General features: G+C 54.6%; 16 protein-coding genes. 11 read left to right on the top strand and 5 right to left on the bottom strand.

All coding sequences use genetic code 11. The features are described 5' to 3' along the window. Positions 1–165: 165 nt before the first annotated feature. On the top strand, positions 166–1,023 hold the full coding sequence (locus tag IB226_RS06215) for a hypothetical protein (protein ID WP_192234120.1): 858 nt from the start codon (positions 166–168) through the stop codon (positions 1,021–1,023). A 174-nt stretch (positions 1,024–1,197) separates the two neighbouring features. Then, the gene (locus tag IB226_RS06210) at positions 1,198–1,818 is read left to right on the top strand and encodes a LysE family translocator (protein ID WP_192234118.1); all 621 of its coding nucleotides are present in this window, start codon (positions 1,198–1,200) and stop codon (positions 1,816–1,818) included. A gap of 3 nt (positions 1,819–1,821) precedes the next feature. Here IB226_RS06210 and cmoB read toward each other — a convergent pair whose 3' ends face one another. The 3 genes from cmoB to IB226_RS06195 form a co-directional block, all read right to left on the bottom strand. Continuing rightward, the gene (cmoB, locus tag IB226_RS06205) at positions 1,822–2,790 is read right to left on the bottom strand and encodes a tRNA 5-methoxyuridine(34)/uridine 5-oxyacetic acid(34) synthase CmoB (RefSeq protein WP_192234116.1); all 969 of its coding nucleotides are present in this window, start codon (positions 2,788–2,790) and stop codon (positions 1,822–1,824) included. Beyond that, positions 2,787–3,515, bottom strand: coding sequence for a carboxy-S-adenosyl-L-methionine synthase CmoA (gene cmoA, locus IB226_RS06200; RefSeq protein WP_192234114.1), 729 nt, complete (start codon positions 3,513–3,515; stop codon positions 2,787–2,789). Before cmoA ends, cmoB begins: the two co-directional genes overlap by 4 nt. Positions 3,516–3,594: 79 nt before the next feature. Further along, positions 3,595–4,416 (bottom strand): DUF72 domain-containing protein, encoded by an 822-nt coding sequence (locus IB226_RS06195; protein ID WP_192234112.1) that lies wholly within the window; start codon positions 4,414–4,416, stop codon positions 3,595–3,597. A 231-nt stretch (positions 4,417–4,647) separates the two neighbouring features. On the opposite strand from IB226_RS06195, the gene aspS reads away from it, so the two are divergent. The 6 genes from aspS to ruvB all read left to right on the top strand — a co-directional run bounded on the left by aspS (position 4,648) and on the right by ruvB (position 10,130). Then, positions 4,648–6,429, top strand: a complete 1,782-nt coding sequence (gene aspS, locus IB226_RS06190; RefSeq protein WP_192234110.1) for an aspartate--tRNA ligase — start codon at positions 4,648–4,650, stop codon at positions 6,427–6,429. Continuing rightward, positions 6,429–6,860, top strand: coding sequence for a dihydroneopterin triphosphate diphosphatase (gene nudB, locus IB226_RS06185; RefSeq protein WP_008110490.1), 432 nt, complete (start codon positions 6,429–6,431; stop codon positions 6,858–6,860). Before aspS ends, nudB begins: the two co-directional genes overlap by 1 nt. 241 nt (positions 6,861–7,101) lie before the next feature. Then, positions 7,102–7,845 (top strand): YebC/PmpR family DNA-binding transcriptional regulator, encoded by a 744-nt coding sequence (locus IB226_RS06180; protein WP_007889557.1) that lies wholly within the window; start codon positions 7,102–7,104, stop codon positions 7,843–7,845. A gap of 37 nt (positions 7,846–7,882) precedes the next feature. Continuing rightward, entirely contained in the window at positions 7,883–8,410 is a 528-nt protein-coding gene (gene ruvC, locus IB226_RS06175) for a crossover junction endodeoxyribonuclease RuvC (RefSeq protein ID WP_008110486.1), read from the top strand. Positions 8,411–8,502: 92 nt separating this feature from the next. After that, the gene (gene ruvA / locus IB226_RS06170; RefSeq protein WP_007889559.1) at positions 8,503–9,117 is read left to right on the top strand and encodes a Holliday junction branch migration protein RuvA; all 615 of its coding nucleotides are present in this window, start codon (positions 8,503–8,505) and stop codon (positions 9,115–9,117) included. 8 nt (positions 9,118–9,125) lie between these two features. Beyond that, on the top strand, positions 9,126–10,130 hold the full coding sequence (gene ruvB / locus IB226_RS06165; RefSeq protein ID WP_007889560.1) for a Holliday junction branch migration DNA helicase RuvB: 1,005 nt from the start codon (positions 9,126–9,128) through the stop codon (positions 10,128–10,130). Positions 10,131–10,137: 7 nt separating this feature from the next. On the opposite strand, the gene znuB is transcribed toward ruvB, so the two are convergent. Then, a complete protein-coding gene (gene znuB / locus IB226_RS06160) occupies positions 10,138–10,923 on the bottom strand; it encodes a zinc ABC transporter permease subunit ZnuB (RefSeq protein WP_101764158.1) in 786 nt (261 codons plus the stop codon). Then, on the bottom strand, positions 10,920–11,675 hold the full coding sequence (znuC, locus tag IB226_RS06155) for a zinc ABC transporter ATP-binding protein ZnuC (RefSeq protein ID WP_101764609.1): 756 nt from the start codon (positions 11,673–11,675) through the stop codon (positions 10,920–10,922). Before znuC ends, znuB begins: the two co-directional genes overlap by 4 nt. Positions 11,676–11,752: 77 nt before the next feature. Here znuC and znuA point away from each other — a divergent pair, with 77 nt between their 5' ends. The 3 genes from znuA to lpxM all read left to right on the top strand — a co-directional run bounded on the left by znuA (position 11,753) and on the right by lpxM (position 15,170). Beyond that, positions 11,753–12,724, top strand: coding sequence for a zinc ABC transporter substrate-binding protein ZnuA (znuA, locus tag IB226_RS06150; protein WP_101764159.1), 972 nt, complete (start codon positions 11,753–11,755; stop codon positions 12,722–12,724). A 13-nt stretch (positions 12,725–12,737) separates the two neighbouring features. Next, entirely contained in the window at positions 12,738–14,066 is a 1,329-nt protein-coding gene (gene mepM, locus IB226_RS06145; RefSeq protein ID WP_110866308.1) for a murein DD-endopeptidase MepM, read from the top strand. Between the two features lie 126 nt (positions 14,067–14,192). Beyond that, positions 14,193–15,170 carry a lauroyl-Kdo(2)-lipid IV(A) myristoyltransferase gene (lpxM, locus tag IB226_RS06140; protein WP_101764161.1) on the top strand — a complete coding sequence of 326 codons (978 nt, stop codon included), beginning with the start codon at positions 14,193–14,195 and terminating at the stop codon, positions 15,168–15,170.

The raw sequence follows: 15,170 nt of genomic DNA, 5'->3' as shown, positions 1-15,170 counted from the left end.
CCCCCGATTTTGCCGCGCAGCACGCCAGCTCAAATGACGTGATGTTTGCAAGTACCAACCCCAGTTCTTCTAACTGGGGTTCTTTTTATCTGCAGTTTCCGCGGAGATAGCGTGATCGCGTAAATGATGCTTTGATTACTCTATGGCTTCGTACGGATAACCTTCATGAAATCCATCCCTTATACCGTTTTAATGCTGCTACTCCCGTACTGCGGCGTCGCGCTGGCGGTCAGCACCGCGTGTCCGCCGATGAGCAAAAACATCACCAGCAGCAACAACTGGATCATGCTGGGTGGCGATGCCAAAGGCGCGGTGCGTCAGGTGGTGGCAGGCGAATTTGGCAAAGATGTGAACTCGCAAAAGCGCGTACTCGGCCAGTTTGATCAGTGCGGCGATTTGATGGTGGCCGATATCTCCTACGACAAAAATGAAGGCAATGTTCTATTGACGATGGAACAGCATATCGCCCGCGTTCAACGCGGCTGGGTGGCGGAATATGCCTACATGGTTAAAGTGATCAAAGCTGGGCAAGAGGAAGTGGTCGACAACCGCCAGGGCACCATCAGCTGGCAAATCGGCCAGCATGGCAACATCATCAGCTCATCCGATAAATTCACCAGCATGGGCAAAGATGGCTTTACCGATACCACTTATCGCTATGACAAACAGTTCAGAGTGGAAAAAAGCGTGGCGCGCGGCAGCGATAATATGACCAACGGCGAAAGCAGCTGGCGCTGGAATCCACAAGGATTGGTAACCTTATCCACCAGCGCGCGCAGCAAAGATACTTATAGCTATGATAACCAGTGGCGGGAACTGCGTTTGAACAGCACCGCGACCACGCCAGTCAGCACGCTGCGCTCGGTGGATGAGTGTCAGCTGTGGGATGAAGTGGGCAACTGCACGCTCAGTTATCTGCATGAAACCGAAGTGTTCGCCAAAGGCACCATTGAACGCCATCTCAGCTCCGCTTATAAATACCAATACTGGAACGCACCCAACGAAACCGCCGCACAAGATTAAAGCAAAACGAACAAAACCCACAAAACCCACATAAAGGCTGGAAACAAGGGCCGCGAAGTAAAGCTTCCGCCGCATGGATGCGGCGGCAGAGTCCACAGGGAAGTGTCCACGACGCCTTTACGCAGCGGCCCTTGTTTTCAGCCTGAAACGCACCGGAGCAATTGAGAACATCGCATGACACTAATTTTATCTTTCCTCTTCGCCATCACCATCCTCACACTCACGCCCGGTTTTGATACTGCATTAGTGTTGCGTTCCGCCGCCGCGCAAGGCTGGAAACGTGCCTGGGCTACGGCATTTGGCGTTACGCTGGGTTGTCTGGTGTGGGGCGTTGCGGTGGGTTTAGGCTTGGGCGCGCTGCTGCTGGCCTCGGAAATGGCGTATAACCTGCTGAAATGGATCGGTGCGGCCTATCTGCTCTATCTCGGTGTCAAATTACTCATCAACCCACGCACCCAAGCGGAAGAAGGGCAGCACGCGCAGAGTAAAGAGCAAAGTTATGTTGCCTGCTTCACGCGCGGACTCTTTGGTAACCTGTTAAATCCTAAAGTCGGCGTATTCTACGTTACCTTTCTGCCGCAGTTTATTCCGGCGGGCGCGTCGGTGCCGCTGTGGTGTACGCTGATGGCGCTCACGCACATGGTGATTGGTTTGGTGTGGAATGCGGTGCTAATTGGCAGCAGCCAATACTTTGCGGCGCATCTGCGTCGCCCAGCGGTGCTGAAAGTGATGGATCGCCTGACGGGCTGCGTGTTTATTGGCTTCGCCGCGAAGCTGGCGCTATCGCGGCGTTAAACATTACGGCTTGCGCGCGACTAGCACGGCGCGCAGCGGGGCGGGATAACCTTCCACGGTTTTGGTGCTGTCGTTAGGATCAAGAAACTCAGCCAGCGACTCGCTGGTCATCCAGCTGGTGCGACGCTGCTCTTCCACGGACGTCACCGCGTAATCCGCGATGCGCACATCGACAAATCCGCACTTCTCCAGCCAGCTCTTCAGCGCCGCCGCAGAAGGGATAAAGTAGACGTTACGCATCTGCGCATAACGCTCACCCGGCACCAACACCGCGTTTTCATCACCTTCAATCACCAGCGTCTCCAGCACCAGCTCGCCGTCACTGACTAACTGATTTTTCAGCTGCATCAAGTGGTCGAGCGGCGAACGGCGGTGATAAAGCACGCCCATGGAAAACACGGTATCAAACGCTTGTAACGCCGGCAGTTGCTCAATGCCCAGCGGCAGCAAATGCGCCCGACGATCGTCACCCAACAGCTTACGCACCGCTTCGAACTGACACAAAAACAGCTGCATTGGATCGATGCCGACCACCAGTTTGGCGCCCGCGCCTATCATGCGCCACATGTGATAGCCGCTACCGCAGCCAACATCCAACACCGTACGATGCTGCAACGGCGAAATGTGCGGCAACACGCGATCCCATTTCCAGTCGGAACGCCATTCGGTATCGATCTCGGTACCGTACAGCGAATAAGGACCTTTGCGCCACGGCATCAAATTGCGTAACAGATTCTCAATGCCCAGACGCTGACGATCGGTCAGATCCTCAACATCGGCGCTCACGCTATGCAACAAATCCAGCTTTTGCGGCGTCAGCAGCGGCAAATAATCAACTGACTTCTCCCAGTCGCGGAACTTACCGTGCAAATTTTCACGCTGCCATGCGGCGACTTGCGCCGGTAACACTTCCAGCCAACTGGCGAGCGGGCCGGTGGCAATCTGCTGATAAAAACGGCCAAACTCAATCATTTCAACGCCACCAACGAACCAAAGTTAAAGCACTGGAACCACAACTCCGCATGTTGGAACCCGGCGGTTTTCAGGCGCGCTTTGTGCGCTTCAACGCTATCGGTCAGCATCACGTTCTCCAGCATGCTGCGTTTCTGGCTGATCTCCAGCTCGCTGTAACCGTTAGCGCGTTTGAAATCGTGATGCATGTTAAACAGCAACTCGCCGACATCAGCATCTTCAAAACTGAACTTCTCCGACAACACCAGCGCGCCGCCCGGATTTAATCCGTCAACAATCTTCTTCAGCAGCTCGAGGCGTGCCGGTGGCTCAAGGAATTGCAGGGTAAAGTTCAGCACCACCAATGAGGCGTTCTCAATATGGATGTCCTGAATATCTGCTTCGATCACCTGCACCGGCGTATCCGCGCGGAAGGCGTCGATATGGCGACGGCAGCGCTCCACCATCGCCGGTGAATTATCCACGGCAATAATCTGGCAGCCCGGCACATGAATATTGCGGCGCACCGAAAGCGTGGCGGCACCCAGTGAACAGCCGAGATCGTAAACCTGGCTATTCGGCTGAACGAAGCGTTCCGCCAGCATGCCAATCATCGAAATGATGTTGGAATAACCCGGCACCGAGCGCTGAATCATATCGGGAAAAACTTCAGCTACGCGCTCGTCAAAGGTCCAGTCGCCCAGCTTATCGATGGGCGCGGAAAATAGCGTATCGCGATCAGACATAATGAAAAGGTCCGGAGAGAAAACGGAAAGGGCGCTATTTTGGCAGAAACGCGGGCAGGCTGCACCCTTTGCGTTGCGTCTAGAACAGGCTCGATTGCTGCGGCCAGTCGGGCAGATCGCGTAAGGTTGGTTCCAGCTGCTGTAACTGTGGCCACAACGCCTGAAGCAGCGGAAACACCTCGCCCATATCCGGCGTATGGATAAATAGCAGCGGATCGCTATCCCGCTGCCACGCTTGCAGCTTGCTGTGCCATGGCTGAAACAGCGGCACGCTCTCCGCCACGCTATCACTGCCAATGAAACGCACCATCGGTTGCGCACCGGTACGCACCACATGCAGCGGCACACGCGGCTTTTGCGATCGGGCGTGCACCGCTGCGGCCGACTGTGAGGTGGAGGCATGCACCGGACGACTATCCAGCATCACCCGATTAATTTGACGCTCCAGCAAACCGCGATTCAGCGCGCGTTCAGCATCACCTTTGGCGAAAAATGCCTGATGCCGCACCTCGACGCCATAGTGGAAATTGCGCGGCAAACTATCGAGAAAAGACCACAAATCGCCGAGCTGAGCCGGTGAAAACGCCGCCGGCAGCTGCAGCCAGTATTGACCAATGCGCGTGCTGAGCGGATCGAGCAGGCGGAAAAACTCATTCAGCAACTCATCACAGCCGCGCAGCGCCGCTTTATGGCTGATGCTCTCGGGAAACTTGAAGCAGAAACGGAAATCGTCGTGCGTCATGTCGCGCCAGCGCAGCACCACTTCCGGCTTTGGCAGCGCATACAATGTGGTATTGCCTTCCACACAACCAAACAGCTGCGCGTAGTCGGCTAAGGTCTCAATACCGAACTGTTTCCATTGCGGGTGCTGCCATTGCGGTAATCCAAGACGAAGTGTCAACGCGAACTCCTGAATCCTTTAGGGCGGGAAAGGGCGGCTTAATGTAACCTGTTTTGATGTCGGCAGGAAAAACAGCGCGATAAAGCATAATGTTTTGTCCGCTTTGATCGGGCTCCACTTATCCTGCCTGGGTTTTTCCATTATAATAGCCGCCTTTTTTGCGACAGCATCTCAGAAGGTTACGCGGCCTGATGCTGTCTGGCAGCAGCGGCGAAGTTAAAAGGATACGTTATGCGTACAGAATATTGCGGACAGCTCAATCTGTCTCACGTGGGTCAGCAAGTCACTCTCTGCGGCTGGGTAAATCGCCGTCGCGATCTGGGTAGCCTGATTTTTATCGATATGCGTGACCGTGAAGGTATCGCGCAGGTGTTCTTTGATGCCGATCGTCAGGACGCTTTCCAGCTGGCATCTGAGCTGCGTAACGAATTCTGTATCCAGATCACCGGCACCGTGCGTGCACGTGACGAAAAGAACAAAAACAGCGATATGGCGACCGGCGAAGTGGAAGTGTTTGCCCACGAGCTGAATATCATCAACCGCGCTGAACCGCTGCCGCTGGACTCTAACCAAGTCAACAGCGAAGAAGCGCGCCTGACCTATCGTTACCTGGACCTGCGTCGTCCGGAAATGGCGCAGCGTTTGAAAACCCGCGCTAAAATTACCAGCTTCGTGCGTCGCTTTATGGACGACCAGGGTTTCCTCGATATCGAAACGCCGATGCTGACCAAAGCCACGCCTGAAGGCGCGCGTGACTATCTGGTGCCAAGCCGCGTGCATAAAGGCAAGTTCTACGCGCTGCCGCAGTCGCCTCAGCTGTTCAAACAGCTACTGATGATGTCGGGTTTTGACCGCTACTATCAGATCGTTAAGTGTTTCCGTGACGAAGATCTGCGTGCCGATCGTCAGCCAGAATTCACCCAGATCGACGTGGAGACCTCTTTCATGACCGCAGAGCAGGTGCGTGAAAAGATGGAACGTCTGATTCGTGAATTGTGGATCGATATCAAAGGCGTGGATCTCGGTGACTTCCCGCAGATGACTTTTGCGGAAGCGATGAACCGTTACGGCTCAGATAAGCCAGACCTGCGTAACCCAATGGAGCTGGTCGACGTTGCCGATCTGCTGAAAAACGTAGAATTCCAGGTGTTTGCTGGCCCAGCCAATGATGCCAAAGGCCGCGTGGCTGCCCTGCGCGTACCGGGCGGTGCAGCGCTGACGCGTAAGCAAATCGATGAGTACGGTGAATTTGTCAAAATCTATGGCGCCAAAGGTTTGGCGTGGATGAAAATCAACGAACGTGCGAAAGGCTTCGAAGGTGTACAAAGCCCGGTTGCCAAGTTCCTCAGCGCAGAAATCGTTGAAGACATTCTCAACCGTACTGGCGCCCAAGATGGCGACCTGATCTTCTTCGGTGCGGACCGCGCCAAAGTGGTGGCGGATGCGCTGGGTGCGCTGCGTCTGAAAGTGGGTCGCGATCTGCAGATTACTGATGACAAAGCCTGGGCGCCGCTGTGGGTGATCGACTTCCCAATGTTTGAGGAAGATGAAGAGGGCGGCCTGGCAGCGATGCACCATCCGTTCACGTCGCCGAAAGACTTGAGCGCGGAACAGCTGGCAACCGATCCGGTACTAGCGGTAGCGAGTGCCTACGATATGGTGATTAACGGCTACGAAGTGGGTGGCGGTTCCGTACGTATTCATAATGGTAAAATGCAGCAGACGGTATTCAGCATCCTCGGCATTACCGAAGAAGAGCAGCGTGAGAAGTTTGGCTTTCTGCTCGACGCACTGAAATACGGTACGCCGCCACACGCGGGCCTGGCGTTCGGCCTGGATCGTCTGACCATGCTGTTGACCGGCACCGATAACATCCGTGATGTGATCGCGTTCCCGAAAACGACCGCCGCCGCGTGCATGATGACCGAAGCCCCAAGCGAAGCGAATCCCGCTGCGTTGCTGGACCTCGGCATTCTGGTGGCGCCGAAAAAAGAAAAAACAGAGAACAAATAATGGGCTTTAAACATCCGGTTTCGGTGCTGGTGGTGATTTTTGCCCGCGATACCGGCCGGGTGTTAATGCTGCAGCGACGTGATGACGACAGCTTCTGGCAATCGGTCACTGGCAGCCTGGAAGCGGGCGAAACCCCGCGCCAGGCAGCTCAGCGCGAAGTGTTAGAAGAACTCGCCATCGATATTGCGCACGAAAAGCTAGTGCTGGACGATTGCCACAAGCAAATCGAATTTGAGATCTTCCCGCACTATCGTCATCGTTACGCACCGGGCACCACGCACAATCGCGAACACTGGTTCAGGTTGGCCATACCCGCAGAACGCGACCTGCTGCTCACCGAGCATCTTGCCGCGCGCTGGCTCGAACCCGCCGCTGCCGCAGCCCTCACCAAGTCCTGGAGTAACCGCCAGGCGATTGAAGAATTTATCTGAATGCTCGCCGCCGCGCGTTTTTCCGGTGGCGAATGCATTAAGTTTAATTAATCTGGTGAGTTTTCAATGAACGCACCGAACAATATCGAACAGTCAGGCGTAATCGGCGCCGCGAGGTTGTTCACCGCCAGCGCACAGCAACCGGAGCGTACTTATGTACGTGAGGATTGCGAGCACTGCCGGGGGACAAGATCGCAAGTAAGATAGCCTGCACCCAGTAAAAGATCGGAGAATATGTAAGATGGCTGGACACAGTAAATGGGCGAATACTAAGCATCGTAAAGCTGCTCAGGACGCTAAGCGCGGTAAAATCTTCACCAAAATCATTCGTGAGCTGGTCACCGCCGCGAAACTGGGCGGTGGCGATGCGGGTTCCAACCCACGTCTGCGCGCAGCGATGGACAAAGCGCTGTCTAACAACATGACGCGCGACACCATGAACCGTGCCATCGCACGCGGCGTGGGCGGTGAAGATGATTCCAACATGGAAACCATCATTTATGAAGGTTACGGTCCGGGCGGCTCAGCAGTGATGATTGAGTGCCTGAGCGACAACCGCAACCGTACCGTGGGCGAAGTGCGTCATGCCTTCACCAAAACCGGCGGCAACCTCGGTACCGACGGTTCGGTTTCTTACCTGTTCAGCAAGAAGGGCGTAATCTCCTTCGCGCCAGGTCAGGACGAAGATGCGGTGATGGAAGCGGCGCTGGAAGCAGGTGCAGAAGACGTTGTGGCCTATGACGACGGCGCGATTGATGTCTTTACCGCGTGGGAAGAGATGGGTGCGGTGCGTGATGCGCTGGAAGCGGGCGGTCTGAAAGCCGACTCGGCTGAAGTCTCGATGATCCCTTCCACTAAAGCCGAAATGGATGCCGAAACCGCGCCGAAACTGCTGCGCCTGATCGACATGCTGGAAGACTGTGACGACGTGCAGGAAGTTTACCATAACGGTGAAATCTCTGATGAGATCGCAGAAACGCTGTAATGGCGTTGCTTAAAACCCCACTCACCGGAGACGCGCCGTGGCGATAATTCTCGGGATCGATCCCGGCTCGCGCGTCACCGGTTACGGTGTTATTCGCCAAACCGGCCGCCAGCTTACCTATTTGGGCAGCGGCTGTATCCGCACCAGCGTCACCGATCTGCCGACGCGCCTCAAACTGATCTACGCGGGCGTCAGCGAAATTATCACCCAGTTCTCACCCGACTATTTCGCTATCGAGCAGGTATTTATGGCCAAGAATGCGGACTCAGCGCTGAAGCTGGGCCAGGCGCGCGGTGCGGCGATTGTCGCGGCGGTAAATCATGATTTGCCGGTGTTTGAATACGCGGCGCGCCAGGTGAAGCAAACCGTTACCGGCACCGGCGGCGCTGAGAAAAGTCAGGTGCAGCATATGGTACGAACCTTGCTAAAACTGCCAGCCAATCCGCAGGCGGATGCCGCCGATGCGCTGGCCATCGCCATTACGCATTGCCATATGAGCCAAAACGCGGCGCGTATCAGCGATACGAAACTGGTGATGACGCGCGGGCGTATGCGATCCGGTTAGCGGAAACGAAACGCGGTATGAGGCTGGATATTCATCCAGCCTTTTTTATGGTATATAAACAGGCTTACTTATCAGATTAAGGAATTGCTCAGGTGATTGGTCGTTTACGAGGCAACATTCTGGAAAAACAGCCGCCGCTGGTGTTGATTGAGGCGCACGGTGTCGGTTATGAAGTGCACATGCCAATGACCTGCTTTTACGAGCTGCCGGAGATCAATCAGGAAGCGATTATCTTTACGCAGTTTGTGGTACGCGAAGATGCGCAACTGCTGTTCGGTTTCAATAACAAGCAGGAACGCACGCTGTTCCGCGAGCTGGTGAAGGTGAATGGCGTTGGGCCAAAACTGGCGCTGGCAATTCTGTCTGGCATGTCGGCCCAGCAGTTCGTGACCGCCGTTGAGCGACAAGAGATTGCCTCACTGATCAAACTGCCGGGCGTGGGTAAAAAAACCGCCGAGCGTTTGATTGTGGAGATGAAAGACCGCTTTATCGGCATGCACGGCGATCTGTTTGGTGGTGATTCAACCTTTACGTTGACCACGCCATCTGCTGCACAAGACAATAACGATGCTGAAGCCGAAGCGGTTTCAGCGCTGGTGGCTCTGGGCTATAAACCGCAGGAAGCCAGCCGTATGATCAGTAAAGTCGGGAAACCGGATGCGGATTGCGAAACCCTGATTCGTGAAGCCCTGCGCGCAGCTATTTGAGGTAAAGCATGATTGAAGCCGATCGTCTGGTCTCGGGCAGTTCCTTTAATGAAGAAGAAACGCTCGACCGTGCCATTCGTCCTAAGCTGCTCACGGAATATGTTGGCCAGCCGCAGGTGCGCGAGCAAATGGAGATTTTCATCCAGGCTGCGAAACTGCGTGGCGATGCACTCGATCATCTGCTGATTTTCGGCCCGCCGGGATTGGGTAAAACCACGCTGGCTAACATCGTCGCTAACGAAATGGGCGTCAACCTGCGCACCACGTCCGGCCCGGTGCTGGAAAAAGCCGGCGATCTGGCGGCGATGCTCACTAACCTCGAACCGCATGACGTGCTGTTTATTGATGAGATCCATCGACTGTCGCCGGTGGTGGAAGAAGTGCTGTATCCAGCGATGGAAGATTATCAGCTGGATATCATGATTGGTGAAGGTCCGGCAGCGCGTTCGATTAAGCTCGATCTGCCGCCGTTTACCCTGATTGGTGCCACGACGCGCGCCGGTTCTTTAACTTCGCCGCTGCGCGACCGTTTCGGCATCGTGCAGCGCCTTGAGTTCTATAACGTGCCCGATCTGCAGCATATCGTGGGTCGTAGCGCGGCCTGTCTTGGCCTGGCGCTGAGCGAAGAGGGCGCGCTGGAGATAGCGCGTCGTGCACGCGGAACGCCGCGTATCGCTAACCGCCTGCTGCGCCGCGTGCGTGACTTTGCGGAAGTGCGCGCCAACGGCAATCTGAGCGGCGAAGTATCAGCCAGCGCGCTGGATATGCTTAACGTCGACAGTCAGGGTTTTGATTATATGGACCGCAAACTGCTGCTGGCGATTATCGATAAGTTCTCGGGTGGTCCGGTAGGCTTAGATAACCTGGCAGCGGCGATTGGCGAAGAGCGGGAAACTATTGAGGATGTGATTGAACCCTTCCTGATCCAGCAAGGATTCATTCAGCGCACGCCGCGTGGCCGGATGGCCACGCAGCATGCTTACAAACACTTTGGTATCAGTCGCGAAGAGTAAACCGGCATTATGCCGCCGGTTTTTTTGCCATGCTAATGATGAACAATACTGCCGCGCATAACACCACTGAAGGGCCGGCTGGCGTATCGTAGCTGGCGGAAAAGGTCAGTCCACCGGTCACTGCGATAATACCGGCAATTACCGCAAAACCGGCCATCTGTTCCGGCGAGCGCGAGAAGCGACGTGCCGTCGCTGCCGGGATAATCAGCAACGACGTAATAATCAAAGCACCGACAAACTTCATCGCTACGCCGATGGTTAATGCGGTGACCAGCATCAACATCAAACGCGTGCGCTGAATGTTAACGCCATCCACCTGCGCCAGCTCCGGGCTGATGGTCATCGACAACAGCGAATTCCACTGCCACGCCATCACCGCCAGTACAATCGCCACGCCGCCGCCCATCATCCACAAATCATCGGGCGTCACCGCCAGCAGATCGCCAAACAGGTAAGCCATCAGATCGACACGCACGCCTTGCATCAGACTGACGACCACTAAACCCAGCGACAACGCACTGTGCGCCATAATGCCGAGCAGCGTATCAATAGCCAGATGCGGGCGTCGCTCCAGCCACACCAATCCCAGCGCCAGACACACGGTCACCAAAATCACCGCATAGTAAGGATTCACGTTGAGCAGCAAACCAAACGCCACGCCCAGTAAGGACGCATGCGCAAGCGTATCGCCGAAGTAAGACATGCGGCGCCAAACCACAAACGAGCCAAGTGGACCGGCCGCCAGCGCCAGCAACACGCCGCCCAGCCAGCCAGGTAATAACAGTTCAATCATGACGGGCCATTTCCTTTGCGCAGAACAATGCGTCCCTGTAAATCGTGACGGTGATTATGATGATGACGATAAATCGCCAGCTGCTGCGCGCCGCGTGGGCCAAACATCGCAATAAACTCGGGATGTTGTGACACCGCTTCCGGCGTGCCGGAACAGCAGATGTGATGGTTGAGACACAGCACTTCGTCGGTTTTCGCCATCACCAGATGCAGGTCGTGTGAAACCATCAGCACACCGCAGTTCAGTTCGCGGCGCAGCTGATCGATCAAATCGTACAGCGCGACCTGGCCATTGACATCAACGCCTTGTGTCGGCTCATCCAATACCAAAAGCTGCGGTTCATTGAGTAATGCACGCGCCAGCAAAACACGTTGTGTCTCACCGCCGGAAAGTTTTTGCAGCGTTGCATGCAGCAGATGCCCGGCCTGTACGCGCTTGAGCGCCGGCAAAATGGCATCGCGTTTGGTGCCGCGCGACAGGCGCATAAAGCGTTCCACAGTGATCGGCAACGTTGGGTCGATGTGCAGTTTTTGCGGCACGTAGCCGATACGCAAATCAGCGGCGCGCTTGACGCTGCCGCTGGTGGGTTTCAGTAGCCCCAACACCGCGCGAACCAGCGTGGATTTACCGGCGCCGTTCGGGCCGAGCAGGGTGAGAATTTTCCCCGGCTCAAGTGCGAGGCTTATACCTGCAAGCACCGGACGCTGGGAGAACTTAACAGAAATGTTTTCAAGGGTAACAAGTGGCGACATGTTATTTACGGGTTGCATTGAATTTCGAATGTTATAATATCACATTCCATCAACGGGTCACGATGGAATGACGTATTATGTTACACAATAAAAAGCGCCTGATTTTCACCCTTACTGCTGCGGCAATTGGCGCGGCAAGCGCATTACCCGCGCACTCCGCAGTTGTCGCTTCAATCAAACCTATCGGATTTATCGCAGCGGCTATCGCAGAGGGTATTACGCCGGTTGAAGTATTGCTGCCCGATGGCGCCTCAGAGCATGATTATGCCTTGCGTCCCTCTGATGTAAAACGTATTAAAAACGCAGACTTAGTTGTGTGGACAGGCCCAGAGATGGAAGCCTTTCTTACTAAGTCAGCGGCCGAATTACCCGCCAATAAAAACCTCGAAATTGCCGCATTGCCGGGCATAAAACCGCTATTGATTAGCGGCGATGATGAAGATGAGGAACATGAGCATGGTCACGATCACGATCACGACTCAGAAAATTCCGAAGACCAGGACGGGTCTCATGCGCACCACCACCACGGACAGTTTAATATGCACCTGTGGATGTCCCCTGACATGGCCTTACAATCTGCGGTTGCAATCCATGGAAAATTATTGGAACTTATGCCGCAAAGCAAAGCCAAACTTGACGCTAATCTGCAGGAATTCAAGGCAGAATTAGCCGATGCAGACAAACACATCGGCGCGCAACTCGCGCCTGTGCGGAACAAGGGTTATTTCGTTTTTCACGATGCTTACAGCTACTTTGAAAAACATTACGGTTTGTCACCTTTAGGTCATTTTACCGTCAATCCTGAAATCCAGCCGGGCGCCCAGCGTTTACATCAAATACGAACACAGTTGGTTGAGCAGAAAGCCGTTTGCGTTTTCGCTGAACCACAATTCAGACCGGCCGTCATCGATGCCGTGTCCCGTGGAACTTCCGTACGTAAAGGCACGTTAGATCCGTTGGGTATGGACATCAGCTTATCCAAAGACAGCTACGTGAAATTTCTTTCACAGCTGTCGAGCCAGTATGCGAGCTGCCTGAATGGAGCATGAGGAATAGGTAAAAGTGCAGCAGATAGCCCGCTCTGTCGCCCTCGCATTTAACAATTTGCCGCGCCCCCACCGCGTTATGCTGGGTTCATTAACCGTTGTCACGTTGGCCGTCGCAGTATGGCGGCCTTACGTTTACCATCCGCGTGATGTTGCCCCCATCGTGAAAACCATTACGTTGGATAAAGACGAACTGCGCACGCTGTTGCCCGAAGCCAGCGAGCCGATTGACCAGACAACGGAAGAACCGTCCGACGATATTCCTGCTGACGACATTGATAATGACGTTCCGGACAATCCCAACGTACATGAGTACACCGTCTCTTCAGGTGATACGCTGAGCAGCGCGTTAAATCAGTACGGTATTGAGATGGGCGATATCAACGCATTAGTCAGTAGCGATAAAGATCTGCGCAACATGCGCGTTGGTCAGCAACTGAGCTGGACGCTGGATGCTGATGGACAACTGCAAACCTTCAGCTGGGAAATTGATCGTCGTGAAACCCGTACTTATCAGCGCGCCGACAACGGCAGCTTTAAGATGCAGCAGGAGCTGCAAAAGGGTGAGTGGCAAAACAACGTACTGAAAGGTGAAGTGCGCGGCAGTTTTGCTGCCAGTGCCCAGCGTGCGGGTTTAACCAGCGCAGAAACCAGCAACGTCATCAAAGCGATGCAGTGGCAGATGGATTTCCGCAAACTACGCGCCGGTGATGACTTCAGTGTGCTGATGTCTCGTGAAATGCTCGATGGCAAAAGTGCCCAAAGCCAATTGCTTGGCGTGCGTTTACGCACCGGCGGTAAAGACTATTACGCGTTCCGTGCGGAAGACGGCAAGTTCTACGATCGCAACGCGTCTGGTTTAGCGCGTGGCTTTATGCGTTTCCCTACGGTTAAGCAGTATCGTGTCTCTTCCAACTTCAATCCGCGTCGCCTTAATCCGGTAACCGGCCGCATTGCACCGCATAAAGGTGTCGATTTCGCGCTGCCTATTGGTACGCCTGTGTTAGCCGTGGGCGATGGTGAAGTGGTGATGGCGAAAAACGGCGGTGCTGCCGGGAATTACGTAGCAATTCGTCACGGTCGTCAGTACATGACGCGTTATATGCACCTGAGTAAAGCGTTGGTGAAACCGGGGCAAAAAGTGAAACGCGGCGATCGTATTGCGTTATCGGGTAACACCGGACGTTCGACCGGTCCGCATCTGCATTATGAAGTATGGATCAACAATCAGGCGGTGAATCCATTGACGGCAAAACTGCCGCGCATGGAGGGTCTGACGGGTAAAGATCGCAGCACTTACATGGCGCAAGTCAAAACCTGGTTGCCGCAGTTGACGCTGAAATAGCGCATAATTGCGCTTAACACTTTAAAACCGACGGATTCTTCGTCGGTTTTTTGCTATCTGGCGCATGAAGATTGCAAAATTAACCACCGTCACTATTATTGACCGGTCATTGTCAGAGGCGAGTGCATGGAAACCCGAAAGAAAAATAACAGCGAGTTTATTCCCGTTTTTCAACGTTCTTTTTTAAAGCCGAAATACTGGGGAAGTTGGTTGGCGGTTGGCGCGCTGGCCGGCATGGCATTGCTTCCCGCTAAAGTGCGCGATCCGATTCTGGGCGGATTGGGCAAGTTCGCCGGTAAGCTGGCGAAAAGTGCGCGCCGCCGTGCGCTGATCAATCTCTATTATTGCCTGCCGGAATTGAGTGAAGCGCAGCGCGAAGAGATTGCTGATCGTATGTTTGCCACCGCACCGCAGGCGATGGCGATGATGGCCGAATTAGGCATGCGTAATCCTGAGCATGTGCGCAAGCGTGTTGACTGGCACGGCCGGGAAATCATTGAGCAACTGCAGGCCAATAAAGAAAACGTCATTTTCCTGGTGCCGCATGGCTGGGGCGTGGATATTCCAGCGATGCTGCTGGCGTCTGAAGGCCAGATGATGGCGGCGATGTTCCACAATCAAAGCGATCCGTTAATGGATTATCTGTGGAATACCGTGCGACGCCGTTTTGGTGGCCGTATGCATGCGCGAAATGACGGCATTAAGCCGTTTATCGCGTCGGTGCGTCAGGGTTATTACGGCTATTATCTGCCGGACCAGGATCACGGCCCGGAACACAGCGAATTTGTGGATTTCTTTGCTACTTACAAAGCCACATTGCCCGCAGTGGGCCGCCTGATGAAAGTATGCCGCGCACGCGTTGTGCCGCTGTTCCCGGTGTACAACAGTGAAACCCATCGTCTGGAAATCTATGTGCGTCCGCCAATGGATGACCTGCTGGATGCCGATGACAATACGCTTGCGCGTCGCATGAATGAAGAAGTTGAAGTGTTCGTGCGCCCGCATCCAGAACAGTACACCTGGATTCTGAAGCTGCTGAAAACGCGTAAGGAAGGGGATATCGAACCTTATGCGCGCAAAGATCTTTATCCTCGTAGGAAATAA

Source organism: Pantoea sp. PNT03 (assembly GCF_014852515.1).
GTDB classification, from domain to species: domain Bacteria; phylum Pseudomonadota; class Gammaproteobacteria; order Enterobacterales; family Enterobacteriaceae; genus Pantoea; species Pantoea leporis.
This window is presented reverse-complemented; position numbering and strand designations above follow the sequence as displayed.